Source organism: Cupriavidus sp. GW821-FHT02F09 (assembly GCF_059421605.1).
The window spans coordinates 169,803-194,506 of the sequence record NZ_JBWKVH010000007.1 but is presented as its reverse complement, the minus strand read 5'-3'; the positions used below and the strand labels follow the sequence as shown (position 1 = coordinate 194,506).

Here is a 24,704-nt window from a genome sequence, read left to right as displayed (position 1 = left end):
CCCCATGCAAAAGATCCATATCGAACTCACTGTCAACGGCGAAGACCACAGCGTGGAAGTGCCCGCGCGGCGCCTGCTGTCGGACCTGCTGCGCGACGACCTCAACCTGACCGGCACCAAGCGCGGCTGCGAGACCGGCATCTGCGGCGCCTGCTCCGTGCTGGTGGACGGCGAAGTCATGAAGTCCTGCCTGATGCTTGCCGTGCAGGCGCGCGGGCGCGACGTGACCACCGTCGAAGGCCTCGGCGCCGGCGGCGAACTGCACCCGCTGCAGCAAAGTTTCATGGAGTGCGGCGGCTTGCAGTGCGGCTACTGCACCCCTGGCTTCCTGATGACCTCCTGCGCCATGCTGGCGCATAACCCCAACCCGACAGAAGAGGAAGTCCGCGCCGGCCTGAACGGCAACCTGTGCCGCTGCACCGGTTACGTCGGCATCGTCGAATCCATTCTGTCCGCCGCGGAGAAGATGCGTGGAAATTGAAAAAACCCTGATCGTCGGCGCAGCGCCGGCGCAAGTTTGGGCGCTGCTGCTCGATCCCAATGTGATGGGCGGCTGCGTGCCGGGCATGCAGTCGATCGAGGTGGTCAGCGATGTGGAGTACATCTCGCACATCCAGGTCAAGATCGCCTTTGTCAGCGCGCGTTTCAAGATCAAGACCACCATCGTGGAGATGCGCGCGCCCAACTACCTGCGTAGCGAAGGCACAGGCGAGGACGCCTCCGTGGCCAGCTCGCTCAAGCAGTCCAGCGAGATCTTCCTGACCGGGCAGCCCGACGGCAAGACCGAACTGCGCATGAAGATCAACGTGGACGTGCTGGGCCGCCTTGGCACGTTCGGCCTGAGCGTGATGAAGACGAAGGCGGACCGGATGTGGGAGGAGTTCGGCACGAATTTGTCGGCGCGGTTGGCGGCGCCTGCCGAGGCGGCGCCGGTTGCGGCGTCCGCAGCGCCCGCAGCACCGGCTGCGGCGCAAACGGTTGCGAAGGCGCAGGCCTCTTCGCCCGGCTCGCCCGCCTCGCCCGCCTCCGCCATCGAGGGGATTCCCGCTTGCCCGGCCGCCGTCCCGGCTCACACCGTACAAGCCAGCCCCAATCGCAGCACAGGCTGGTGGTCGCGCTTGTTCTCGCCCGCACCCGCCGTGGACAGGGGCCCGCTCACGGACATCTGCATCGAAGTGCGCCAGCCCAATGCGACCATTACCGTGCGCTGGCCGGCACAGCACGCGGGCGAGTGCGGCGCCTGGCTGCGGGACTATCTGAAGTAGGCATGCGCGGCTTCGGTGATGGAAGTGCTGGAGGATAGATGCAGGGCGTGTTATATCGGACAGTCGCGGGCGGCGCATCGGGATGCAAGGTGCGTCATCCGCACCGGCCGGGCCGCAGGGCAGGGCCGAAGCCAAAGCCGTTACCATATAGCACGCCAAAGTACTCATTCGCAGAGATATCACCATGACAGATGCCCTCGAGCCTACCGATCTCCAGGACAAGTACATCGTGCCGGGGCTGGAACGCGGCCTGCGCCTGCTGGGCGAGTTCAGCCGCAACGAGCGGACCCTGTCTGCCGCCGAGCTGGCGCGCCGGCTGCAGGTCCCGCGCTCCACGGTGTTCCGCCTGCTGACCACGCTGGAGATGATGGGCTTTGTCGAGCGCACCGATGGCGGCCGTGAATTCCGGCTCGGCATGGCGGTACTGCGCCTTGGCTTCGACTACCTCGCTTCGCTGGAGCTGACCGAACTCGGCCGGCCACTGCTGGACCGCCTGCGCGACGAGATCAACTTCCCATGCAACCTGGTGGTGCGTGACGGCCGCTCCATCGTCTACGTGGCCAAGTCCGTGGCGCCTACGCCGTTCGCCAGCTCGGTCAACGTCGGCACCCGGCTGCCGGCGCACGCCACCGTGCTTGGCCGCGTGCTGCTTGAAGACCTGACGCTGGCGGAACTGCGTGAACTCTATCCCGAGCCGCAGCTGGAAGTCTTCTCGGAGAGCACGCCCAAGACCGTCGAAGCCCTGTTCGACATGGTCCAGCGCGACCGCCAGCGCGGCTACGTGCTGCAGGAAGGCTTCTTCGAAACCAGCATCTCGACCATCGCCGCGCCGGTGCGGGACCGCAGCGGCAAGGTAGTGGCGGCGCTTGGCGCCACCATCCCGGCTTCGCGGATCGATCCGGAGCGGCTCGATGGCATGGTGGAACAGGTGAGGAGTGCGGCGGGGGAGCTATCCCGGTTGCTGGACTATCGGCCGTCGGAAGGTGGAGCCGTAGTTAATTTGTAGGGCGCCGGCCAGCCTTGTCGGCCAGTAGTGACGGGCAAGCACCGCGACTTCCCCTGGCCGCGCATATCCGGCATTGGGCCAGGCGGGGACCTGGAATGTGCACTGGAAATTCGTGTCTAACTACACGAACGCGTCAGGAATTGGCGATGGGCACATGTATCAAAATCCTCACAATCGTTGCGGCCATGACGCTGGCCGGGTGCGCGGCAGTGCCTGCATATGACGGCTATGGCTACGGCTATCCGCCCGAAGGCACTTATCCTTACGGCGCTTACTATCCCGCTTACCCCTATGGCCCCTACTATGACTACGGCTGGTGGCCCGGGTTTTATGGGGGTGGTGCCGTGTTCTTCCATGGTGGTGGCCACGGCGGTGATGGTCACCATGGTCATGGCGGCCACGGCGAGGGGCATGGGGAGGGTCATGGCGGTGGTCATGGCGGTGGTGGTCATAACGGTGGCGGCCATGGCCGATGAGCGTTGGAGCAGGCCCGATCGGAGTCCGTCATGCCGGTTCTCCCCCCCCTTGTCGCTGCCCTGCTGATCGTCGGGGTGTACGCGTTCGCGATCCGGGCCATCTTTCATCGCGAACCCAAGGTGCGGGGAAGACCTGTCCGGCGTTGCCGACGATACTATCGGCGCACCTGACGGCGAGCGAGATCCGCATCCGCCTTGACTGCCTGTCGGGCACCCATCCCTTATTCGTTCTGATCGTTGGCGATATGCCTGCTAATCTTGCCTTGTGCAGAACCTGTGCGGAAGAATGAAGAGGAGGGCAACATGGCAGCGGTCCGCGAATCCCTGATTCACGAACTCCACCCGACGCAACTGACGGTGGGCATGATCGAAGTGCAGGACAAGAAGAAACACCTGGCCTCGCTAAAGCCTGCGGAGCAGCGCGAGTTCCTGCAGGCCCATCCGATCCCGGCGGTAAACGGGCCGGGCGGCAAGCTTTACATCACCGATCACCATCATCTCGGGCGGGCTGCCCTGGAGGCCGGCGTCACCAGTGGATTTTTCACCGTGGAAGCCGATCTGTCGGCTTGCGCGCAGGACGATTTCTGGGTGCAGATGGATAAGAGCCTATGGGTTCATCCCCTGGACGAACACGGCGTGCGGCACTGCTACGCTGCGGTTCCCCATCACCTGGAGAAACTGGTCGACGATCCATATCGGTCGCTGGCCGGGTATGTCCGGGACGCTGGTGGCTACACCAAGACGCCTACCGCCTTTGCGGAGTTCGTGTGGGCGGACTTCTTTCGCCGCGCCATCGCCGTCGAGGACCTTAGCGCCGACTTTCACGCAGCGGTCCGGCGAGGCATCACGCTGGCAAAAGGCAAGCTGGCTGTCGGCCTGCCCGGATACGCAGCGTAATCAGCACCAGGGTAAGCGGCACCAGAGTCAGCAGCAGGGGCTCGGCAAATGATTGGCCGAGCTGACTCTCCCGGCCTGGCGCGTTGGCCGATACCGGGCAACAAAAAACCCAGAGAGCTTTCGCTGTCTGGGTTTTTCGGCAACGTAGGCAGTTGCTAGCCACTAATTTGGTGGGTGGTACAGGGATTGAACCTGTGACCCCTGCCGTGTGAAGGCAGTGCTCTACCGCTGAGCTAACCACCCCTGCTGCTGCGCTGTTACTGCTGTGCTGCAGAGAAACAAGATTATGTCAGCGCCGTTGTATCTTGTAAAGCCCTTCCTGGAAATTTCTGCAAAAAATCCGTTGGCTACTTTCGGCCGGCAATCTTGCCCCGTCTATGCGGCTTCGCTCGCCGGCGGTGCTTCCTTCCATACGACTTTGCCACCGCTCGCCTTTTCCAGCTGTTTGAGCACCGCCAGGTGGGCGGTGGCTTCATCTTCGCTGGCCATCAGCACGGGCAGGTCGAGGCGGGAGAGGTCGGTGGCGGCCACTGCGTCGCTCTCGGCGCCGCCGCCGTCGAGCATGTCGATCACCAGTGAGTTCTGCCCGCGCGTCATGGCGAGGTAGACCTCGGCCAGCAGCTCGGCATCGAGCAATGCGCCGTGCAGGGTACGGTGGGCGTTGCTGACGCCCAGGCGGTCGCACAGGGCGTCCAGCGAGTTGCGCTTGCCGGGGAACATCTGGCGGGCTTCGCGCAGGGTGTCGATCACATTGCCAGCGTGCTCGCGAAACGGCGGCAGCCCGACAAGCTTGAACTCCATGTCGAGGAAGCCAAGGTCGAAGGGCGCGTTGTGGATGATCAGCTCGGCGTCCTGGACGAAGTCCCGGATCTCGTTGACCACTTCCGCGAACTTGGGCTTGTCGGCCAGGAAGTCTACGGTGATGCCGTGCACCGCGATCGCGCCTTCGTCGATATCGCGTTCCGGGTTGACGTAGAAGTGCAGATGCCTGCCCGTGAGGCGGCGGTTGAGCAGCTCCACGCAGCCGATTTCAATCAGGCGGTCGCCGGTGGCGGCGCTCAGGCCGGTGGTTTCTGTGTCGAGAACGATCTGTCGCATGGCGGGCATTCTAACCGGTGGGGCGGGGGAAGTCGGGCCGGTGTGGGGCGCTATGAGGCGGTACGGGGCCGGCTTTATCCCTTGAGCGAGTCGACGCCACGGTTGGCAAGGGCATCGGCGCGTTCGTTGCCGGGGTGGCCGTTGTGGCCGCGTACCCAGTGCCAGGTGATGTCGTGCTGCTGCGCGAGCTTGTCCATTTCCTGCCAGAGGTCGGCATTCTTTACCGGCTTCTTGTCGGCAGTCTTCCAGCCGCGGGCCTTCCAGCCCGGCAGCCATTCGCCGATGCCTTTCTGCACGTATTGGGAGTCGGTGTAGACCTTGATCCGGCAGCGGCGCTTGAGCGCGCGCAGGGCCTCGATCACGGCCGTCATTTCCATGCGGTTGTTGGTGGTGAGGGCTTCGCCGCCAAACAGCTCTTTCTCGTTGGTGCCGGACACCAGCACGGCGCCCCAGCCGCCGCGCCCGGGGTTGCCTTTGCAGGCGCCGTCCGAATAGATGATGACGTCTTCGATTTCGCTGGGTTCCATTGGGTATTGGGTATTGGCTAAGCTAAGGGTGGCACCGCGATGAGGCGGGGCCAACCGGGGGGATTGGGGGGGCGGCAGCGCTTGGATGGCGCTTAATGCTCGTCGCCGGGGGACTTGCCGTGGGTGCCCGTGGGGGTTGCCACCGGCGCGGCGACTGGCGACAGCGCAGCCTTGGGACTCTTCCAGGCGGGGCCGACCAGGCGGATATTGCGCACGCGCTTGACCGCCGAGATCATATAGACTGAACCGAAGATCGGCCACCAGCGGTCGCCGGCCTTCTCCATGAAGGCGGCGCGCTGCAGCCAGCGCTCGGTGCGGTACGGTGGGCAATAGCAGCCGAACCGGCCGCGGATAATATCGAAACCCAGGAGTTTGAGCCAGTCCTTGATGCGCACGAAGCCGATGGACTGGCTGTCGTTGGGCAGGAAGGGGTCGGCGCCGAGCCGTTTGAGGCCTTGGCGGGCGCCCCACAGGCTCATGGGGTTGAAGCAGGTCACCACCACCCGGCCTTCCGGCATCAGCACGCGGGACACCTCGCGCAGCACCTCGTGCGGGTCTTCCGAAAACTCCAGGATGTGGGGCAGGGTGATCAGATCGATACTTTGCGTCTCGAACGGCAGTTCGTCGAAGCGGCACAGCAACTGACGCGAATCGGCCTGTGCCCGTGGGCCGTGGGGTCCGTTGCCGGGGGCAAGGGCCAGTGCGGAGAACGGCATGCGGTTCTCGCGCAGGGTGTCGATGTGCGGCAGGCCGAGCTGCACCGCGTGGTAGCCGAAGATATCCACCACGATCCGGTCGTACTGCGCCTGCTCCCACTCGAGCATGTATTGCCCGGGAGGCGAGGCAAGCCAGTCTTCCCAATTTATAATCGGACGCTTGGACATAGGAGCACGCATGTTGAAGGTGGAGCCGATTCCCGCATTCCAGGATAACTATATCTGGGCAATCCACGACGGTCACTGCGCCGCCGTGGTCGACCCGGGCGAAGCCGCGCCGGTCGAAGCCTTCCTGGCACGCGAGGGGCTGACGCTGGGCGCTATTGTAATCACCCACCACCATGGCGATCACCAGGGCGGGGTGGCCGGGTTGCTGGCGGCGCATCCCACCGCGCCGGATGGCGCCCCGTTGCCGGTCATTGGCCCGGCCGGCGAGCGCATCGGCGCACGTACCGTGGCGGTGCGCGAGGGCGATACCGTGAACGTGGTGCACCCGTCGCTGCAACTCAAGGTGCTCGACGTGCCGGGCCATACCGCCGGCCATGTCGCGTACGTGGCGGACCTGCCGGGCGCAGGGCCTTCGGTCTTCTGTGGCGATACGCTGTTTGCCAGCGGCTGCGGCCGCCTGTTCGAGGGCTCGCCGGCGCAGATGTTGTCGTCGCTGGACAAGCTGGCGGCGCTGCCCGGCGCCACCCGGGTGTACTGCGCCCACGAGTACACCCGCAGCAATGTGCGGTTCGCCCGCGCGGTGGAGCCGCATAATGCCGAGCTGGCAGCCTGGGAGGCACGGGTGGATGCGTTGCGCGCGGTCGGCACACCGACCGTGCCGACCACAATCGGGCAGGAGCGCGAGGTCAATCCCTTCCTGCGCTCGCGTGTGCCCGCGGTGCGCGAGGCGGTGGCGGCCCACGCCGGCGGGGTGGCCGGCAATGACGCAGCGGCCTTTGGCGCGCTGCGTGGCTGGAAAGATAATTTCCGCTGATTTGCGCTGATCCCCGCTTGCCGTTACGTCCTTCCGTGCGCCCGCAAGCCTTGGGCGCGCTTGGCCGGGACGGCGTTTTTCACGTACCCGATACGTCCCAGCCGGCCTCGGCCCAGTGCCGCGGCAGGGAGAATTTCATTGACGCGAAAGCCGCTTTTTCTTAGCATCAGGCAAATTTTTAGCGTCACGATTTGAGAACTTAATGAAAATTGGTCGATTACTGGCGGTAGTTGCGTGTGCCGCGCTGCTTGCAGCGTGTGCCAGCACGCCCACTCCGCCCGAGGGCGCCGATGGCGCCACAGCGACCGCCTCCGCTTCCAGGCCCGCGATTTCCAAGCCTGATCCGCTCAACTCGATCAACAGCGCAGGTGTCATCAACGTGGACCGCGACAGCCTGGACTGGTTGCGCGGGCCGTCGAGCGACATCTGGGACCGCATCCGCCGCGGCTTCGGCATGCCGGACCTGGAAGGCACGCTGGTTGACGATCGCACGCAGTGGTACGCGCAGCGCCCGGAATACATGGAACGGATGGTGGGGCGCTCGAGCCGCTACCTCTATCACATTGTCGAGGAGTTGGAGCGCCGCAAAATGCCCACGGAGCTGGCGCTGCTGCCGTTCGTGGAGAGCGCGTTCAACCCACAGGCCGAGTCCACCGCCAAGGCGGCCGGCATGTGGCAGTTCATTCCCAGCACCGGCAAGAGCTATAACCTGAAGCAGAACATGTTCCGCGACGAGCGGCGGGATGTGCTGGCCTCGACCGACGCGGCGCTGGACTACCTGCAGCGGCTGTACGACATGTTCGGCGACTGGCAACTGGCGCTGGCGGCATATAACTGGGGCGAGGGCGCGGTGTCGCGCGCCATCGCGCGCAACCAGGCGCGCGGGCTGCCGACCGACTACGCCAGCTTGAGCATGCCCAACGAGACGCGCTATTACGTGCCGAAGCTGCAGGCGGTCAAGAACATCATTGCCAATCCCCAGATGTATGGGGTGAAGCTGCCGGATATTCCGGATCACCCGTACTTTGTCACGGTGACCACCTCGCGCGACATCGACGTCAAGCTGGCGGCCAAGCTCGCCAACCTGCCGCTCGACGAGTTCAAGGCGCTCAATCCGTCCTTCAACCGGCCGGTGATCCTGGGCGCGGCAAATCCGCAGATCCTGCTGCCCTTCGATAACGCCGAGCGCTTCCAGTACAACCTGAACACCTACCGTGGCGGCCTGTCGAGCTGGACGGCCGTGACGGTGGATAACCGCGAGCGCATCGAGGCACTGGCGGCACGGCTGAATATCGATGCGGACACGATTCGCGAGATCAACCGCATTCCCAAAGGCATGCGGCTGAAGGCCGGCTCCACGGTGGTGGTGCCGCGCTCCGAGGATCACAACCAGGACATCAGCGCCACGCTGGCTGAAAGCGCCACGATGGCCATGGAGCCAGACGTGCCGGACGCACGCCGCGTGGTGGTGCGGGCCGGGCGGCGCGATACGGTGGCAACGCTTGCGCATCGCTATGGCGTGTCGGCTGGCCAGGTGCAGTCCTGGAACAAGCTCTCCGGCACCAAGCTGGTGGCGGGGCAGAGCCTGGTGCTGATGGTGCCGGCGCGCTCCCGCTTCGTCAGCGCGCCCGAGCCGGCTCCCACCGCTACCGCGCTGGTCCCGGTGCGGGCCGAGCCGGCGCGGGGAACGGCCAAGTGGCGCGCCGCGCCGCGCCAGCGCGTGACGGTCGAGGCCGCGCCGCGCAAGGGCGCCGCGGCCACGGCAAGGTCATCGGCCAAGCCTGCGCCGACCGTTTCGGCAGCCAAGGCCAGCGCCAAGCCGGCCAGTGCCAAGGCGGCCAGCAAATCAGTGGCGGGGCCGGCGAAGACCAAGGCGCACGCGCGCTAAAGCGGTAGTGGGTTTGAGCCAGATCAAGGGCGTGCCAATGGCACGCCCTTTTGCCTGGTGCGGCGCATTGTGGGTAAGCCTTGCGTAAGGCGGCATGCGCAGACTGCGGGAACCAGTGGCTCGGATCGGCCACGGCATGCCAGGCGCCATGCCGCCCCGGTGGTGGCAAACTAGCGACAGCAAATCAATAAACCAACAAACAACCCCACAAACAAACCAATAACCCGCATCCAAGCGGAGGAGACAAGCCATGACGGCTACCCGTGCCTTGCACGCCCGCTCGCTGAGCGACCCCGAAGGCTTCTGGGCTGAACAGGCTCGCCGCATCGACTGGGAAACCCCGTTCGACACCGTGCTGGACGACAGCTGCCCGCCATTCACCCGGTGGTTCGTCGGTGGCCGCACCAATCTTTGCCATAACGCCGTCGATCGTCATCTGGCCGAGCGCGCGGACCAGGCCGCGCTGATCTACGTATCGACTGAAACCGGCCTGCACCGCACCTGCAGCTATGCCGAATTGCACGACGAGGTCAACCGCATGGCCGCAATCCTGCAGCAGCTGGGTGTGGTAAAGGGCGACCGCGTGCTGATCTACATGCCGATGATTCCCGAGGCCGCGTTTGCCATGCTGGCCTGCGCGCGCATTGGCGCCATTCATTCCGTCGTGTTCGGCGGCTTTGCCTCGGTGAGCCTGGCCGCGCGCATCGACGATGCGCAGCCGCGCGTGATCGTCAGTGCGGATGCCGGCTCGCGCGCCGGCAAGGTAGTGCCCTACAAGCCGTTGCTGGACGAGGCGGTGAAACTGGCCACGCACAAGCCGGAGCGCGTGCTGCTGGTGGATCGCCAGCTTTCCCCGATGGCGCTCACGCCTGGCCGCGATGAAGACTATGGCGCCTGGCGCGAGCGCGTTGGCACGGCGCGCGTGCCGTGCGTATGGCTCGAATCGAGCGAGCCGTCCTACGTGCTTTACACGTCCGGCACCACCGGCAAGCCCAAGGGCGTGCAGCGCGATACGGGCGGCTACGCGGTCGCGCTGGCGGCCTCGATGGAGTACATCTTCTGCGGCAAGGCTGGCGACACCATGTTCTCCAGTTCCGATATCGGCTGGGTGGTGGGGCACAGCTACATCGTCTACGGGCCGCTGCTGGCGGGCATGGCCACGATCATGTACGAAGGCACGCCGATCCGCCCGGACGGCGGCATCCTGTGGCAACTGGTGGAGCAGTACCGCGTGAACATCATGTTCAGCGCGCCCACCGCCATTCGCGTGCTGAAGAAGCAGGACCCGGCCTGGCTCACGCGCTACGACCTGTCCAGCCTGCGCCTGCTGTTCCTGGCCGGCGAGCCGTTGGATGAGCCCACCGCGAGCTGGATCCAGCAGGGCATCGGCAAGCCGGTGGTGGACAACTACTGGCAGACCGAGACGGGCTGGCCGATCATCGCGATCCAGCGCGGCCTTGACCCGCTGCCGGCCAAGCTCGGCTCGCCGGGCGTGCCGGTGTACGGCTACGACCTGAAGATCGTCGACGAGGCCACCGGGGCCGAATGCCCGCCGGGGCAAAAGGGCGTGGTCGCCATCGACGGGCCGCTGCCGCCGGGCTGCATGACCACGGTATGGGGCGACGACGAACGCTTCGTCAAGACGTATTGGTCCGGCGTGCCGGGACGGCGCTGCTATTCCACGTTCGACTGGGGTGTGCAGGACGAGGATGGTTATATCTTTATCCTCGGCCGTACCGACGATGTGATCAATGTGGCGGGCCACCGTCTTGGCACGCGCGAGATCGAGGAGAGCATTTCGTCGCACCCGGCAGTGGCCGAGGTAGCGGTGGTGGGTGTGCACGATGCGCTCAAGGGCCAGGTGGCGATGGCCTTTGTGATCGTGCGCGATGCGGGCCATACCGCCACCCAGCCAGACCGGCTGGCGCTGGAGGCCGATGTGATGAAGACGGTGGACCAGCAACTGGGGGCAGTGGCGCGCCCGGCACGCGTGTTCTTCGTCAACGCGCTGCCCAAGACGCGTTCCGGCAAGCTGCTGCGCCGCGCCATGCAAGCGGTGGCGGAAGGGCGTGACCCGGGCGACCTGACCACGATTGAGGATCCCACCGCACTCGCGCAGTTGCACACGGCGATGCAAGGCTGAAGGCAGGGGCGCCCGCCTTCCGGCTGGCGCTGCACTGCGCAAAAGATTGTCCTTGCCAGGGGGCCGCATGCCGACTAATATTTTAAGTATCAAATATTTAAGCATGATCTAGATGCGCTACCGGCGCATCGCATGTGCCGCACGGCTCTCCTGGAACTCAGAATCCCAGGGGCCACGCCGGCACGCAGGAGACGAAAAAATGCGAGTGCTCTGTATCGGCGGTGGCCCCTCGGGCCTGTACTTCGGCTTGCTGATGAAGCTGCGGGACCCTTCCAACGAGGTCTACGTGGTGGAGCGCAACCGGCCCTATGACACCTTTGGCTGGGGCGTGGTGTTCTCCGATGCCACCATGGACAACCTCAAGCAGGCCGATCCGGTCAGCGCGGAGCAGATCAACGCGGCGTTCAACCACTGGGACGATATCGATATCCATATCGGCGGGCGCACCCTGCGCTCCGGCGGGCATGGCTTTATCGGCATCGGTCGCAAGCGCTTGCTCAACATCCTGCAGGCGCGTTGCGAGGCGCTCGGCGTGCACCTGGTGTTCGAGACCGACGTGACGGACGACCAGGAACTGGCGCGGCAATACCAGGCCGACCTCGTGATTGCCGCCGATGGCATCAACAGCCGCGTGCGCGGGCGCTATGCAGAGACCTTTCAGCCCGATATCGATACCCGGCTGTGCCGCTTTGTCTGGCTCGGCACGCGCAAGCTGTTTGACGCCTTCACCTTCGCCTTTGAAAAAACCGAGCACGGCTGGTTCCAGGCCCATGCCTACCGCTTCGACGACAACACGTCGACGTTTATTGTCGAAGCGCCCGAAGATGTGTGGCGTGCCGCCGGCATCGAGCAGATGAGCCAGGAGGAGGGGGTGGCCTATTGCGAACGGCTGTTCGCCCGCTACCTCGATGGCAATGCGCTGATCAGCAACGCCACGCACCTGCGCGGCTCCGCCAACTGGATTCGTTTCCCCCGCGTGATCTGCGGCACCTGGGTGCGCTGGAACACGCTGGCCGATGGCCGCCGCGTGCCGGTGGTGCTGATGGGCGACGCCGCGCATACCGCGCATTTCTCGATCGGCTCCGGCACCAAGCTGGCGCTGGAAGACGCCATCGACCTGGCCAACAATATCCGCGACGCCGGCGCGGGCGGCGCCGACGTGCTGCCGCAGGCGCTGGAGCGCTACCAGGCCACCCGCAGCGTAGAAGTGCTCAAGATCCAGAATGCCGCGCGCAACTCCACCGAGTGGTTCGAAAATGTCGAGCGCTACGCGGGCTTGGCGCCGGAGCAGTTCGCCTATTCGCTGCTGACGCGCTCGCAGCGCATCTCGCACGAGAACCTGCGTGTGCGAGACCCCGGCTACGTCGAGGGTTTCGAGCGCTGGCTGGCGGGGCAGGCGGCTGTCAACGTCGCCAAGGCCACCAGCACCGGGCAGGCGGCCGAGGCTCGCGCCGTGCCGCCGATGTTCACGCCGTACCGCGTGCGCAATGTCACCTTGAAGAACCGCGTGGTGGTGTCGCCGATGGCCATGTACTCCTGCGAGGACGGCGTGCCGGGCGACTTCCACCTGACGCACCTGGGCGCGCGCGCGCTCGGCGGCGCGGGCATGGTGGTGGCGGAAATGACCTGCACCTCGCCGGATGCGCGCATCACCCCGGGCTGCCCGGGCTTGTGGAACGATGAGCAGCGCGATGCCTGGCGCCGCATTGTCGATTTCGTGCATGCCAACAGCGACGCACGTATCGCCATGCAGATCGGCCACGCCGGGCGCAAGGGCTCCACGCAACTCGGCTGGGAGCAGATGGACTATCCGCTCGCCGAAGGCAACTGGCCGGTGCTGTCGGCTTCGCCGCTGCCGTATATGCCGGGCATCTCGCAAGTGCCGCGCGAGATGAGCCGCGCCGATATGGACGCCGTGCGCGACGATTTCGTGGCCAGCGCGCGGCGCGCTGCCCAAGCCGGGTTCGACTGGCTGGAACTGCACTGCGCCCACGGCTACCTGCTCTCCAGCTTCATCTCGCCGCTGACCAATCAGCGCAGCGACGAATACGGCGGCTCGCTGCAAGCGCGGCTGCGCTACCCGCTGGAAGTCTTTGCCGCCGTGCGTGCCGTATGGCCGCAGGAGCGCCCGATGTCCGTGCGGATCTCGGCCCACGACTGGGTCGAAGGCGGGATCACGCCCGACGACGCGATCGAGATTGCGCGCGCCTTCAAGGCCGCGGGCGCCGACATGATCGACTGCTCGTCCGGGCAGGTGAGCCCGGACCAGGCACCGGTGTACGGCCGCATGTACCAGACGCCGTTTGCCGACCGCATCCGCAACGAAGCCGGCATCGCCACCATCGCTGTTGGCGCGATCTTCGAGGCGGATCACGTCGACAGCATCATCGCCGCCGGCCGCGCGGACCTGTGCGCGATTGCCCGTCCGCACCTGGCCGATCCCGCGTGGACCATTCACGAGGCGGCGCGGCTGGGGCATCGCGACCTGGCCTGGCCCAAGCAATACCAGGCCGGCAAGCGCCAGCTCGAGACCAATCTGGAGCGAGCGGCACAACTAGCCCGTCAAGCCCAGCAAGCCCGCCAGCCGGAGGATCACTGAGCATGAATGCGCATCTTTCCCTGCAGGGCCGGCACGCGCTGGTCACGGGCGGCGGGCGCGGCATCGGCGCTGCCATCGCGCGCCGCCTGCTCTCGCACGGCGCTAGCGTAACCCTGCTGGGCCGCGACGCGGCTACGCTGGCGGCCACCGCCGATACGCTGGCCGAGGCGGTCGTGTCGCCCGCCATGCTTTGCACTGTGGCGGCGGATATCTCGCAGGCCGACAGCGTGGCAGCGGCCTTTGCCGACGCCGCCGGCAAGGCAGGGCCCATCGACCTGCTGATCAACAATGCCGGCCAGGCGCGCAGCGCGCCGTTCGGCAAGACCGATCTTGCGCTATGGCAATCCATGCTCGAGGTCAACCTCACCGGCACCTTTCTCTGCACGCAGGCCGCGCTGCCGCACATGCTCGCCAATGGCTGGGGCCGCATCATCAATGTGGCCAGCACGGCCGGGCTGGTTGGCTATGGTTATGTGAGCGCCTATTGCGCGGCCAAGCACGGCGTGATTGGCCTGACCCGCGCGCTGGCGCTGGAAACGGCGAGCAGCGGCGTCACCGTCAATGCGGTCTGCCCGGGCTATACGGAAACCGACATCGTGCGCGACGCGGTCGCCAACATCGTGCGCAAGACCGGCCGTACCGAGGCGCAGGCCCGCGCCGAACTGGCCAAGGGCAATCCGCAGGGGCGGCTGGTGCAGCCCGACGAAGTCGCGGACGCCGTGGCGTGGCTGTGCCAGCCATCGGCCAGCGCGATTACCGGACAGTCGATCGCCGTGGCCGGCGGCGAAGTCATGGCGGGTTGATCGCCAACGCATGCAAGCCAACCAGAATCAGAACGAACAAGCGAGAAACGAGATGAGCGAAATAGCACTGGACATGCGCCACCACAAGCGCAGCTTCGCCGGCTACCAGCCACGGCACTTCCTGTGGTCGGTCTCGGCCGACGGCAAGGTCGGCACCGTGACGCTGAACCGCCCCGAGCGCAAAAACCCGCTCACGTTCGATTCCTACGCCGAGCTGCGCGACCTGTTCCGCGGTCTGTGCTACGCCACCGACATCAAGACGGTGGTCATCACCGGCGCCGGCGGCAACTTCTGCTCGGGCGGCGACGTGCACGAGATCATCGGTCCGCTCACGCGCATGACCATGCCGGAGCTGCTGGAATTCACGCGCATGACCGGCGACCTGATCAAGGCCATGCGGGCTTGCCCGCAGCCCATCGTCAGCGCCGTCGACGGCATCTGCGCTGGCGCCGGCGCGATGATGGCGCTGGCCTCGGATATGCGTCTGGGCACGGCGCAGGCCAAGACCGCTTTCCTGTTCGTGCGGGTCGGGCTGGCCGGCGCCGATATGGGCGCCTGCTCGCTGCTGCCGCGCGTGATCGGGCAGGGCCGTGCGAGCGAGCTGCTTTACACCGGTCGCGCGATGACCGCGGCGGAAGGGCTGCAGTGGGGCTTCTTCAATGCGCTGCATGCGCCGGACGCTGTGCTCGCCGAGGCGCAGGCACTGGCCGCGCAGATTGCGGCTGGCCCGACGTTCGCCCACGGCGTGACCAAGAAGCTGCTGCACCAGGAATGGAATATGGGCCTGGACGAAGCCATCGAGGCCGAGGCCGAGGCGCAGGCCATCTGCATGCAGACCCGGGATTTCCGCCGCGCCTACGACGCGTTCGTGGCCAAGACGCGCCCGGTGTTCGAAGGCGACTGAAAGGAATAGCAAGCCATGTCCGACAAAGGTTATCTCTGCCTGCCGTTCTTCGACGACGCGCACCGTGAACTAGAGCAACGGCTCGACGCGTGGGCCACGGCCTCGCTCAAGGTCGACCACAGCGACACCGATGCCGCCTGCCGAGCGCTGGTGCGCCTGCTCGGCGCGGCCGGCTGGCTGCGCTACTGCGTGCCAGCCGCCTACGGCGGCGCGCTCGACACGCTCGACTCGCGCTCGCTGTGCCTGCTGCGCGAAACGCTGGCCCGCCATGATGGCCTGGCCGACTTCGCCTTCGCCATGCAAGGCCTGGGCAGCGGCGCGATCACGCTGGCCGGCAGCGACGCCATGCGCGAACGCTACCTGCCGCGCGTGGCGCGCGGCGAGGCGATTGCCGCGTTCGCGTTGTCCGAACCCGATGCCGGTTCCGATGTCGCCGCGATGCAATGCCGTGCTGTGCTGGATGGCGATCACTACGTGCTCGATGGCGTCAAGACCTGGATCTCCAACGGCGGCATCGCCGACTTCTATTGCGTCTTTGCCCGCACCGGCGAGGCGCCGGGTGCGCGCGGCATCTCCGCCTTTGTCGTGGATGCGCACACCCCCGGCCTGACCATCGCCGAGCGCATCGACGTGATGGCGCCGCACCCGCTTGCCACGCTGCGTTTCGAGAACTGCCGGGTGCCCGTCACCGCAAGGCTTGGCGAGGCAGGGCAGGGCTTCAAGGTGGCCATGATGACGCTGGACATCTTCCGCGCGTCGGTGGCTGCCGCCTCGCTGGGTTTTGGCCGCGCCGCGCTCGACGAAGCGCTGGCCCGTGCCACCGCGCGGCCGATGTTCGGCGGCGTGCTGGCGGACCTGCAACTGACGCAGGCCGCCATCGGCGACATGGCCACCGCCATCGATTCGGCGGCGCTGCTGACCTACCGCGCCGCGTGGCTGCGCGATGTGGCCGGCGTGCGCACCACGCGCGAAGCTGCCATGGCCAAGATGGTCGCCACCGAGAACGCGCAACAGGTGATTGATCGCGCGGTGCAGATGTTCGGTGGCCTTGGCGTCAAGGTCGGCACGCGCGTGGAAAGCCTGTATCGGGAGATCCGTTCCTTGCGGATCTACGAGGGCGCCACCGAAGTGCAGAAGCTGATCATCGCGCGCGAAACGCTGGCGCAGCACCGCGCTTAGCGAGAACGCACCACCCTTACCAGCATCACCAGAATGAAGGAAGCGGAGACAACCATGGCGAGCACAGCCCACCTCGATACCTATGCACTGGACCGCTTGCCGCCCCCGCAGCAGTGGCCGGCGTTCCTGTTCAACGCCGATACCCGGTATCCGGAGCGCATGAACTGCGCGCTCGAACTGGTCGAGCGCCACGTGCGCGAGGGGCGCGGCGAGCGCGTGGCAATCCGCTACGAGCAAGACGGTGCGCACCGTACCGTCAGCTATGCCGAACTGGCTGCGCTATCGAATCGCATTGCCCATGTGCTGACCGGCGACATGAAGCTGGTGCCGGGCAATCGGGTGCTGCTGCGCGGCCCAAACAACCTGATGATGGCGGCGTGCTGGCTGGCCGTGGTCAAGGCGGGCCTGATCGCAGTGCCGACCATGCCGCTGCTGCGCGCGAAGGAGCTCAAGCAGGTGATCGACCGTGCGGCAGTCAGCGCCGCGCTGTGCGACGAACGCCTGCGCGAGGAGCTGGAGGCCAATCTCAAGCCAGGCGGCGAGCACCATTGCCCGAGCCTGACCCAGGCGCTGTACTTCAACGGCAGCGGCGCCGGTTCGGTAGAAGCCGCGATGGCGGACAAGCCCGAGCGCTTCGAAGCCTGCGATACCGCGGCCGATGATATCTGCCTGATTGCCTTCACCAGCGGCACTACGGGGCAGCCCAAGGGCACGGTGCATTTCCATCGTGACGTGATCGCGATGTGCGACCTGTTTCCGCGTCACGTCCTCAAGCCCGGCCCGGACGATATCTTCTGCGGCACGCCGCCGCTGGCCTTTACGTTTGGCCTTGGCGGCATCCTGTGCTTCCCGCTGCGGGTCGGGGCTTCCACCGTGCTGGCCGAACGGCTCACGCCCGAAAGCCTGCTGGCGCTGATCCAGGCCTGGCGCGCCACCATCGTGTTCACCGCGCCGACCTTCTATCGGCAGATGGCAGCGCTGGCACCGGGCTACGATCTGTCCAGCCTGCAGAAGAGCGTGTCGGCAGGCGAGGCGCTGCCGGACGCCACGCGCCAGAGCTGGAAGGCGGCCACGGGCATCGAGATGACCGACGGCATCGGCGGCACCGAGATGATGCATATCTTTATTTCCAGCGCGGGCGCGGACGTGCGGCCCGGTGCCATCGGCAAGGTGGTGCCCGGCTATATCGCGCAGATCGTCGACGAGCAGATGCAACCCGTGCCGCATGGCACGGTTGGCAAGCTGGCGGTGCGTGGTCCCACCGGATGCCGCTACCTGGACGACCCGCGCCAGGCCAACTATGTAAAGGACGGCTGGAACCTGCCGGGTGATACCTTCAAGGCGGATGCCGACGGCTACTACTACTACCAGGCACGCTCCGACGACATGATCGTCTCGGCCGGCTACAACATCGCCGGGCCGGAAGTGGAGAGCGCGCTGATGCGCCACGAGGCGGTGGCCGAGTGCGGCGTGGTCGGCATGCCCGACCCCGAGCGCGGCCAGATTGTTGCTGCCTATGTGGTGCTGCGCCCGGGCGTGGCGGCAAGCGACGAGACTTGCGCGGCACTGCAGTCCTACGTCAAGGCCGAGATCGCACCGTACAAGTATCCGCGCAAGGTGATTTTTGTCGATGCGCTGCCGCGCACCGAGACCGGCAAGCTGCAGCGTTTCCGCCTGCGGCAGATGGCCGAGCAGGGCGGGGCACCGGAGGGTGCGAGGCAGCCGTGAACGCGTTCTTCAGCAACAGCGCGCGGGTGCGCTTCAAGGATTGCGATGCTGCCGGCATCGTGTTCTTCCCGCGCTACTTCGAGATGCTCAACGACTTGGTCGAGGACTGGTTCCGCGACGCGCTCGGCTGGTCCTTCGCCGAAATGCATGGCGCAGGGCGGGCCGGCGTGCCGACGGCGGAATTGTCCACCCGCTTTGTCGCGCCCAGTCGCCTGGGCGAATTGTTGACGCGGGAGCTGCGCGTGACGCAGCTGGGTCGCAGCAGCTTTTCGTTGCGGGTGCGCTTTGTCGGGCCGGCAGGGGACGTGCGGGTGGAGATCGCGCAGCGGCTGGTATGCGTGGATACCGCGCAGATGACGTCGCGCGCGCTGCCGCCGGAAGTCCGCTCGGCCATGGAGCGCTTCCTGGCGCCCGATGCCCCGGCGGCCGCACCGATGTACCCGTCCGGGGCGTAGGGCGAAGCCGGCCAAACAAAAAAACAAGATCCCAATCCTAGATCCTGATCACTTCTTACCTTACGGAAAACCGACCATGAAGATTCTCCAGCCACCAGACTGGGCCGCGCCACGCGGCTATTCGAACGGCACCATGACCGAAATGCAGGTGGGCAGCCGCCTGCTCTTCGTCGGCGGACAGATCGGCTGGAACGGCCTGTGCGAGTTCGAGACCGATGACTTCGCCGAGCAGGTTGGCCAGGCGCTGCGCAATATCGTGGCGGTGCTGGCGGCGGGCGGCGCGCGTCCGGAGCACATCGTGCGCATGACCTGGTATGTAAAGGACAAGGTGGAATATGTGGCGGCCTACCGCGCCATCGGCGAGCACTACCGCGCCACCATCGGGCGTCATTTTCCGGCCATGACGGCGGTGGAAGTGGCCGATCTGGTGGAGGCGCGCGCCAAGGTGGAGATCGAGGTGACAGCGGTGGTGCCGGCCGGCGAATGACGCCATCGGCCCGGCATGCCGCCGGGCTGCCGGGCCCGTTGAGGAGGGTGGAGGCGTCCGCAAGTCCTTGATAACTTGAGAAAATGGGTGGCGCGGGGTATAATCCAAAAGTTTCGCTTTCAGAACCCCTCACCCTAGCGCCTACCGAATTCCACCTTCCGCCGCCCCCATTTCGCCCTGGCTCCGCCGCATTGTTTTATGTGGCGTATCGAGCACCGAGCGAACGGCCCCGGCGACAAGCATCGCGCCCAGTCGACGAAATCGACAATCCGCGCGCTGCCTGTCGCCCCGCCGGACAAACGGGGCAAGAGGCGTTGAGCAGGTCGGTCACGGGGTGAATCCAGCAGGAGCCTACCCGTGTTACCGTCTTTTCCGTCCGCCATTCTCGCGCTTGCAGACGGCACGGTCTTTCGTGGCTATTCCATTGGCGCTTCCGGCCATACCATCGGCGAAGTGGTGTTCAACACCGCGCTGACCGGTTACCAGGAAATCCTCACCGACCCCAGCTATTCCCGGCAGATCGTCACGTTGACGTATCCGCATATCGGCAATGTCGGGGTCAATACTGAGGATGTCGAAGCCACGAAAGTCCATGCCGCCGGCCTGATCATCAAGGATCTGCCGCTCCTGGCCTCCAACTTCCGCAAGGAACATTCCCTCGGCCATTACCTGAAGCAGGAAAAGGTGGTGGCGATTGCCGGCATCGATACCCGCAAGCTGACCCGTATCCTGCGCGAGAAGGGTGCGCAGAACGGCTGCATCCTCGCTGGCGAGGACAATGTGCAAAAGGCCATCGACCTGGCGCGTTCCTTCCCCGGCCTGGCCGGCATGGACCTGGCCAAGGTGGTGTCGGTCAAGGAACCGTACGAATGGAACCAGACCGAATGGGTGCTGGGCCAGGGCTACGGCAAGCTGGAGTCGCCGCGTTTCCACGTGGTGGCCTTTGACTACGGCGTGAAGTTCAACATCCTGCGCATGCTGGCCGCACGCGGCTGCAAGGTGACCGTGCTGCCGGCGCAAGCCAGCGCGGAAGATGCCCTGGCGCTCAACCCGGATGGCGTGTTCCTGTCGAACGGCCCAGGCGATCCCGAGCCCTGCGACTACGCGATCCGTGCCACCCGTGAGTTCATCGCCCGCGGCATCCCGACGTTCGGCATCTGCCTGGGCCACCAGATCATGGCCCTGGCCGCCGGCGCCAAGACGCTGAAGATGAAGTTCGGCCACCATGGCGCGAACCATCCGGTGAAGGACCTCGACGACGGCCGCGTGGTGATCACCTCGCAGAACCACGGTTTTGCGGTGGACGCCGACACCCTGCCCGCCAACGTGCGCGCCACCCACGTGTCGCTGTTCGACGGCTCGCTGCAGGGCTTCGCGCTGACCGACAAGCCGGCATTCTGCTTCCAGGGCCACCCGGAAGCCTCGCCGGGCCCGCACGACGTGGCTTACCTGTTCGACCGCTTCACCAAGATGATGGCGGACGCACGCCAGTAAGCACGTTCAAGCCAAGACGAGACGTTACGTAGACAAGCAGACCGCAGGACGACCCGATGAACGCCTTCATGCATACCGCGCTGGGCATTACCGATTTCTGGACCTTTGTGCTCGGCACGATCTTTATCGTGCTGCTGCCGGGGCCGAACTCGATGTATGTGCTATCCGTTGCGGCGCAACGCGGCGTGCGCGAAGGCTACAAGGGTGCCTGCGGGGTGTTCCTGGGGGACGCCATCCTGATGGTGCTGTCGGCGGCGGGCGTGGCCTCGCTGCTCAAGGCCAGCCCCGCCTTGTTCTACGTGGTGAAGACCATCGGTGCCGCTTATCTGGGCTGGATCGGTTTCCAGATGCTGCGCGGTGCCGTGCGTGCATGGTTGAGCCGTGGCAGCGATGGCGGGACGGCGGCGCAGGTTCAAACGCCTGTGGACCGCGCGGTCAGCCCGTTCCGCAAGGCACTGGTGGTGAGCCTGCTCAACCCCAAGGCCATCCTGTTCTTCATCTCCTTCTTCATCCAGTTCGTCGATCCGCAGTTCGGCTACCCGGCGCTGTCGTTTGTCGCGCTGGGGCTGGTGTGCCAGTTGTGCAGCTTCGCCTACCTGACCGCGATCATCTTCGTGGGCGCCAGGCTGGCCGAAGCATTTCGCCGCCGACGACGCCTGTCGGCGGGCATGGCGAGCGGGGTAGGCGCCATGTTCATCGGCTTCGGCGCCAAGCTGGCGACGGCCACCCTGAACTGAATCGAATCCTGATATCCGGTGCGGCCCGCGCGATGGTGCGGGCCGGCCAATAATGAGAGCGTGCAATGCCAAAGCGCACAGACATAAAGAGCATCCTGATCATCGGCGCCGGCCCCATCATCATCGGGCAGGCGTGCGAGTTCGACTATTCCGGCGCCCAGGCCTGCAAGGCGCTGCGCGAGGAAGGTTTCAAGGTCGTGCTGGTGAATTCGAACCCGGCCACGATCATGACCGATCCCAACACGGCCGATGTGACCTACATTGAGCCGATTACCTGGGAAGTGGTCGAGCGCATCATTGAAAAAGAGCGTCCCGACGCCATCCTGCCGACCATGGGCGGCCAGACCGCGCTGAACTGCGCGCTGGACCTGCATCGCCATGGCGTGCTGGCAAAGTACAACGTCGAGTTGATCGGCGCGTCGCCGGAAGCCATCGACAAGGCCGAGGACCGCCAGAAGTTCAAGGAAGCGATGACCAAGATCGGCCTGGGCTCGGCCAAGTCCGGCATCGCCCACTCGATGGAAGAAGCGCTGGCCGTGCAGACGCAGATCGCCAAGGAAACCGCGACCGGCGGCTACCCGATCGTGATCCGCCCGTCCTTCACGCTGGGCGGCTCCGGCGGCGGCATTGCCTACAACCGCGAAGAATTCGAGGAAATCTGCAAGCGCGGCCTGGATCTCTCGCCGACCCGCGAACTGCTGATCGAAGAGTCGCTGCTGGGCTGGAAAGAGTATGAGATGGAAGTGGTCCGCGACAAAAAGGACAACTGCATCATCATCTGCTCGATCGAGAACCTGGACCCGATGGGCATCCACACCGGCGACTCCATCACGGTGGCGCCCGCCCAGACCCTGACCGACAAGGAATACCAGATCCTGCGTAACGCCTCGCTGGCGGTGCTGCGCGAGATCGGCGTCGATACCGGCGGCTCCAACGTGCAGTTCTCGATCAACCCGGCCGATGGCCGCATGATCGTGATTGAGATGAACCCGCGCGTATCGCGTTCGTCGGCGCTGGCCTCCAAGGCCACCGGCTTCCCGATCGCCAAGGTTGCCGCCAAGCTGGCGGTGGGCTACACGCTGGACGAGCTGAAGAACGAGATCACCGGCGGCGCGACCCCGGCCTCGTTCGAGCCGTCGATCGACTACGTGGTCACCAAGGTGCCGCGTTTCGCGTTCGAGAAATTCCCGCAGGCCGACAGCCACCTGACCACGCAGATGAAGTCCGTGGGTGAAGTGATGGCCATGGGCCGTACCTTCCAGGAATCTTTCCAGAAGGCCCTGCGCGGCCTGGAAGTGGGCGTGGACGGCCTGGATGACAAGTCCACCGACCGCGACGAGATCGTCGAAGAAATCGGCGAAGCCGGCCCGGACCGCATCTGGTACGTGGGCGACGCCTTCCGTATCGGCATGTCGCTGGAAGAAGTGCACGCCGAGACCGACATCGACCCGTGGTTCCTTGCCCAGATCGAAGACATCGTCAAGACCGAGACCCTGGTCAAGGCACGCAAGCTGGACAGCCTGTCGGCCGCCGAGCTGCGTCACCTGAAGCAGAAGGGGTTCTCGGACCGCCGCCTGGCCAAGCTGATGGGCGCCGAGCCTGCAGCCGTGCGCGCTGCGCGCCATGCCGCCGGCGTGCGCCCGGTGTACAAGCGCGTGGACACCTGCGCCGCCGAGTTCGCCACCAACACCGCCTACATGTACGGCACGTATGAAGCCGAACACGGCGAGTGCGAAGCCGACCCCACCACCAATCGAAAGATCATGGTGCTGGGCGGCGGCCCGAACCGGATCGGCCAGGGCATCGAGTTCGACTACTGCTGCGTGCACGCCGCGCTGGCGCTGCGCGAAGACGGGTACGAGACCATCATGGTCAACTGCAACCCGGAAACCGTGTCGACCGACTACGACACCTCGGACCGCCTCTACTTCGAGCCGCTGACGCTCGAAGACGTGCTGGAAATCGTCGACCGCGAAAAGCCCGTCGGCGTGATCGTGCAGTATGGCGGCCAGACCCCGCTGAAGCTGGCGCTGGACCTGGAAGCCAACGGCGTGCCCATCATCGGCACCAGCCCCGACATGATCGATGCCGCCGAAGACCGCGAGCGTTTCCAGAAGCTGCTGCATGAACTGGGCCTGCGCCAGCCGCCCAACCGCACCGCCCGTGCCGAGGACGAAGCGCTGCGCCTGGCCACCGAGATCGGCTATCCGCTGGTGGTGCGCCCGTCGTACGTGCTGGGCGGCCGCGCGATGGAAATCGTGCATGAGCCGCGCGACCTGGAGCGCTACATGCGCGAGGCCGTCAAGGTCTCGCATGACTCCCCGGTGCTGCTGGACCGCTTCCTGAACGACGCCATCGAGTGCGACGTCGATGCCCTGTGCGACGGCCAGCGCGTGTTTATCGGCGGCGTGATGGAGCATATCGAGCAAGCCGGCGTGCACTCGGGCGACTCCGCCTGCTCGCTGCCCCCGTACTCGCTGGCGCAAGCCACCGTGGACGAGCTCAAGCGCCAGACCGCGGCGATGGCCAAGGCCCTCAATGTGATCGGCCTGATGAACGTGCAGTTCGCCATCCAGCAAGTCAATGGCGAGGATATCGTCTACGTGCTGGAAGTGAACCCGCGCGCCTCGCGTACCGTGCCTTATGTGTCCAAGGCCACCGGCCTGTCGCTGGCCAAGATCGCCGCGCGCTGCATGGCGGGCCAGACGCTCGACTCGCAAGGCGTGTTCGATGAAGTGGTGCCCCCGTACTTCAGCGTCAAGGAAGCGGTGTTCCCCTTCAACAAGTTCCCCGGCGTCGACCCGGTGCTCGGACCAGAGATGCGCTCCACCGGCGAGGTGATGGGCGTGGGCAAGACCTTCGGCGAAGCCCTCTTCAAGAGCCAGCTGGCCGCGGGCTCGCGCCTGCCGGAGAAGGGCACCGTGTTGCTGACCGTCAAGGACAGCGACAAGCCGCACGCGGTTGGCGTGGCGCGCATGCTGCATGACATGGGCTACCCGATTGTCGCCACCCGCGGCACCGCGTCGGCCATCGAGGCCGCCGGCATCCCGGTGCGCGTGGTCAACAAGGTGAAGGACGGCCGTCCGCACATCGTCGACATGCTCAAGAACGGCGAGCTGGCGCTGGTGTTCACCACCGTGGACGAAACCCGTACCGCCATCGCCGACTCGCGCTCGATTCGTATCTCGGCGCTGGCCAGCCGGGTGCCTTACTACACCACCATCGCCGGCGCGCGCGCCGCGGTGGAGGGCCTCAAGCACATGCAGAGCCTGGAGGTCTATGACCTGCAAAGCCTGCACGCCTCGCTGGCCTGAAGCGCG

At 65.8% G+C, this 24,704-nt stretch carries 21 protein-coding genes and 1 tRNA gene; 18 read left to right on the top strand and 4 right to left on the bottom strand.

Translation table 11 applies throughout. The annotated features are described in order from the left end of the window. Positions 1-4: 4 nt before the first annotated feature. The 5 genes from AC07XB_RS11190 (at position 5) to AC07XB_RS11170 (ending at position 3,644) form a co-directional block, all read left to right on the top strand. Entirely contained in the window at positions 5-481 is a 477-nt protein-coding gene (locus tag AC07XB_RS11190) for a (2Fe-2S)-binding protein (protein WP_150983239.1), read from the top strand. Then, positions 471-1,265 (top strand): SRPBCC family protein, encoded by a 795-nt coding sequence (locus tag AC07XB_RS11185; RefSeq protein WP_492829185.1) that lies wholly within the window; start codon positions 471-473, stop codon positions 1,263-1,265. Before AC07XB_RS11190 ends, AC07XB_RS11185 begins: the two co-directional genes overlap by 11 nt. Before the next feature lie 184 nt (positions 1,266-1,449). After that, complete coding sequence (locus tag AC07XB_RS11180) at positions 1,450-2,271, top strand: IclR family transcriptional regulator (protein ID WP_459371356.1); 822 nt, start codon at positions 1,450-1,452, stop codon at positions 2,269-2,271. 146 nt (positions 2,272-2,417) lie between these two features. Continuing rightward, a complete protein-coding gene (locus AC07XB_RS11175; protein WP_492375978.1) occupies positions 2,418-2,747 on the top strand; it encodes a hypothetical protein in 330 nt (109 codons plus the stop codon). 303 nt (positions 2,748-3,050) lie between these two features. After that, the gene (locus tag AC07XB_RS11170; protein WP_492375979.1) at positions 3,051-3,644 is read left to right on the top strand and encodes a ParB-like protein; all 594 of its coding nucleotides are present in this window, start codon (positions 3,051-3,053) and stop codon (positions 3,642-3,644) included. Between the two features lie 168 nt (positions 3,645-3,812). On the opposite strand, the gene AC07XB_RS11165 is transcribed toward AC07XB_RS11170, so the two are convergent. The 4 genes from AC07XB_RS11165 to AC07XB_RS11150 all read right to left on the bottom strand — a co-directional run bounded on the left by AC07XB_RS11165 (position 3,813) and on the right by AC07XB_RS11150 (position 6,153). Then, positions 3,813-3,887, bottom strand: a tRNA-Val gene (locus AC07XB_RS11165). A gap of 132 nt (positions 3,888-4,019) precedes the next feature. Further along, positions 4,020-4,742, bottom strand: a complete 723-nt coding sequence (gene dnaQ / locus AC07XB_RS11160) for a DNA polymerase III subunit epsilon (protein WP_492375980.1) — start codon at positions 4,740-4,742, stop codon at positions 4,020-4,022. A 74-nt stretch (positions 4,743-4,816) separates the two neighbouring features. Next, positions 4,817-5,254, bottom strand: coding sequence for a ribonuclease HI (rnhA, locus tag AC07XB_RS11155; protein WP_150983353.1), 438 nt, complete (start codon positions 5,252-5,254; stop codon positions 4,817-4,819). 107 nt (positions 5,255-5,361) lie between these two features. Continuing rightward, on the bottom strand, positions 5,362-6,153 hold the full coding sequence (locus tag AC07XB_RS11150; protein WP_459371350.1) for a class I SAM-dependent methyltransferase: 792 nt from the start codon (positions 6,151-6,153) through the stop codon (positions 5,362-5,364). A gap of 10 nt (positions 6,154-6,163) precedes the next feature. On the opposite strand from AC07XB_RS11150, the gene gloB reads away from it, so the two are divergent. The 13 genes from gloB (at position 6,164) to carB (ending at position 24,698) form a co-directional block, all read left to right on the top strand. Further along, positions 6,164-6,967, top strand: a complete 804-nt coding sequence (gene gloB, locus AC07XB_RS11145; protein ID WP_492373905.1) for a hydroxyacylglutathione hydrolase — start codon at positions 6,164-6,166, stop codon at positions 6,965-6,967. Between the two features lie 202 nt (positions 6,968-7,169). Further along, complete coding sequence (locus tag AC07XB_RS11140; protein ID WP_492829187.1) at positions 7,170-8,855, top strand: transglycosylase SLT domain-containing protein; 1,686 nt, start codon at positions 7,170-7,172, stop codon at positions 8,853-8,855. 250 nt (positions 8,856-9,105) lie between these two features. Then, on the top strand, positions 9,106-10,998 hold the full coding sequence (locus AC07XB_RS11135; protein ID WP_492809150.1) for a propionate--CoA ligase: 1,893 nt from the start codon (positions 9,106-9,108) through the stop codon (positions 10,996-10,998). A 199-nt stretch (positions 10,999-11,197) separates the two neighbouring features. Further along, positions 11,198-13,597 (top strand): bifunctional salicylyl-CoA 5-hydroxylase/oxidoreductase, encoded by a 2,400-nt coding sequence (locus tag AC07XB_RS11130; RefSeq protein WP_492829189.1) that lies wholly within the window; start codon positions 11,198-11,200, stop codon positions 13,595-13,597. Positions 13,598-13,599: 2 nt separating this feature from the next. Then, positions 13,600-14,400 (top strand): SDR family NAD(P)-dependent oxidoreductase, encoded by an 801-nt coding sequence (locus tag AC07XB_RS11125; RefSeq protein WP_174423353.1) that lies wholly within the window; start codon positions 13,600-13,602, stop codon positions 14,398-14,400. 52 nt (positions 14,401-14,452) lie between these two features. Next, positions 14,453-15,304, top strand: coding sequence for an enoyl-CoA hydratase family protein (locus tag AC07XB_RS11120; RefSeq protein WP_459371343.1), 852 nt, complete (start codon positions 14,453-14,455; stop codon positions 15,302-15,304). A gap of 15 nt (positions 15,305-15,319) precedes the next feature. After that, positions 15,320-16,483, top strand: coding sequence for an acyl-CoA dehydrogenase family protein (locus tag AC07XB_RS11115; RefSeq protein ID WP_492829192.1), 1,164 nt, complete (start codon positions 15,320-15,322; stop codon positions 16,481-16,483). A 54-nt stretch (positions 16,484-16,537) separates the two neighbouring features. Further along, positions 16,538-18,211, top strand: a complete 1,674-nt coding sequence (locus AC07XB_RS11110) for an AMP-binding protein (protein WP_492829194.1) — start codon at positions 16,538-16,540, stop codon at positions 18,209-18,211. Further along, positions 18,208-18,666, top strand: coding sequence for an acyl-CoA thioesterase (locus AC07XB_RS11105; protein WP_492373898.1), 459 nt, complete (start codon positions 18,208-18,210; stop codon positions 18,664-18,666). The genes AC07XB_RS11110 and AC07XB_RS11105 overlap by 4 nt, the downstream gene beginning before the upstream one ends. Positions 18,667-18,742: 76 nt before the next feature. Further along, a complete protein-coding gene (locus AC07XB_RS11100; RefSeq protein ID WP_459371339.1) occupies positions 18,743-19,153 on the top strand; it encodes a RidA family protein in 411 nt (136 codons plus the stop codon). 357 nt (positions 19,154-19,510) lie between these two features. Beyond that, the gene (gene carA / locus AC07XB_RS11095; protein WP_043347616.1) at positions 19,511-20,647 is read left to right on the top strand and encodes a glutamine-hydrolyzing carbamoyl-phosphate synthase small subunit; all 1,137 of its coding nucleotides are present in this window, start codon (positions 19,511-19,513) and stop codon (positions 20,645-20,647) included. A 56-nt stretch (positions 20,648-20,703) separates the two neighbouring features. Beyond that, the gene (leuE, locus tag AC07XB_RS11090) at positions 20,704-21,384 is read left to right on the top strand and encodes a leucine efflux protein LeuE (RefSeq protein WP_492373897.1); all 681 of its coding nucleotides are present in this window, start codon (positions 20,704-20,706) and stop codon (positions 21,382-21,384) included. Positions 21,385-21,449: 65 nt separating this feature from the next. After that, a complete protein-coding gene (gene carB, locus AC07XB_RS11085; RefSeq protein ID WP_492373896.1) occupies positions 21,450-24,698 on the top strand; it encodes a carbamoyl-phosphate synthase large subunit in 3,249 nt (1,082 codons plus the stop codon). The last annotated feature ends 6 nt before the right edge of the window (positions 24,699-24,704 follow it).

Coding starts and splice junctions, on each gene's coding strand:
- AC07XB_RS11190 (WP_150983239.1), top strand. CDS start 5: ATGCAAAAGATCCATATCGAACTCACTGTCAACGGCGAAGACCACAGC.
- AC07XB_RS11180 (WP_459371356.1), top strand. CDS start 1,450: ATGACAGATGCCCTCGAGCCTACCGATCTCCAGGACAAGTACATCGTG.
- AC07XB_RS11175 (WP_492375978.1), top strand. CDS start 2,418: ATGGGCACATGTATCAAAATCCTCACAATCGTTGCGGCCATGACGCTG.
- AC07XB_RS11170 (WP_492375979.1), top strand. CDS start 3,051: ATGGCAGCGGTCCGCGAATCCCTGATTCACGAACTCCACCCGACGCAA.
- dnaQ (WP_492375980.1), bottom strand. CDS start 4,742: ATGCGACAGATCGTTCTCGACACAGAAACCACCGGCCTGAGCGCCGCC.
- AC07XB_RS11150 (WP_459371350.1), bottom strand. CDS start 6,153: ATGTCCAAGCGTCCGATTATAAATTGGGAAGACTGGCTTGCCTCGCCT.
- gloB (WP_492373905.1), top strand. CDS start 6,164: ATGTTGAAGGTGGAGCCGATTCCCGCATTCCAGGATAACTATATCTGG.
- AC07XB_RS11140 (WP_492829187.1), top strand. CDS start 7,170: ATGAAAATTGGTCGATTACTGGCGGTAGTTGCGTGTGCCGCGCTGCTT.
- AC07XB_RS11135 (WP_492809150.1), top strand. CDS start 9,106: ATGACGGCTACCCGTGCCTTGCACGCCCGCTCGCTGAGCGACCCCGAA.
- AC07XB_RS11130 (WP_492829189.1), top strand. CDS start 11,198: ATGCGAGTGCTCTGTATCGGCGGTGGCCCCTCGGGCCTGTACTTCGGC.
- AC07XB_RS11125 (WP_174423353.1), top strand. CDS start 13,600: ATGAATGCGCATCTTTCCCTGCAGGGCCGGCACGCGCTGGTCACGGGC.
- AC07XB_RS11120 (WP_459371343.1), top strand. CDS start 14,453: ATGAGCGAAATAGCACTGGACATGCGCCACCACAAGCGCAGCTTCGCC.
- AC07XB_RS11115 (WP_492829192.1), top strand. CDS start 15,320: ATGTCCGACAAAGGTTATCTCTGCCTGCCGTTCTTCGACGACGCGCAC.
- AC07XB_RS11110 (WP_492829194.1), top strand. CDS start 16,538: ATGGCGAGCACAGCCCACCTCGATACCTATGCACTGGACCGCTTGCCG.
- AC07XB_RS11100 (WP_459371339.1), top strand. CDS start 18,743: ATGAAGATTCTCCAGCCACCAGACTGGGCCGCGCCACGCGGCTATTCG.
- leuE (WP_492373897.1), top strand. CDS start 20,704: ATGAACGCCTTCATGCATACCGCGCTGGGCATTACCGATTTCTGGACC.
- carB (WP_492373896.1), top strand. CDS start 21,450: ATGCCAAAGCGCACAGACATAAAGAGCATCCTGATCATCGGCGCCGGC.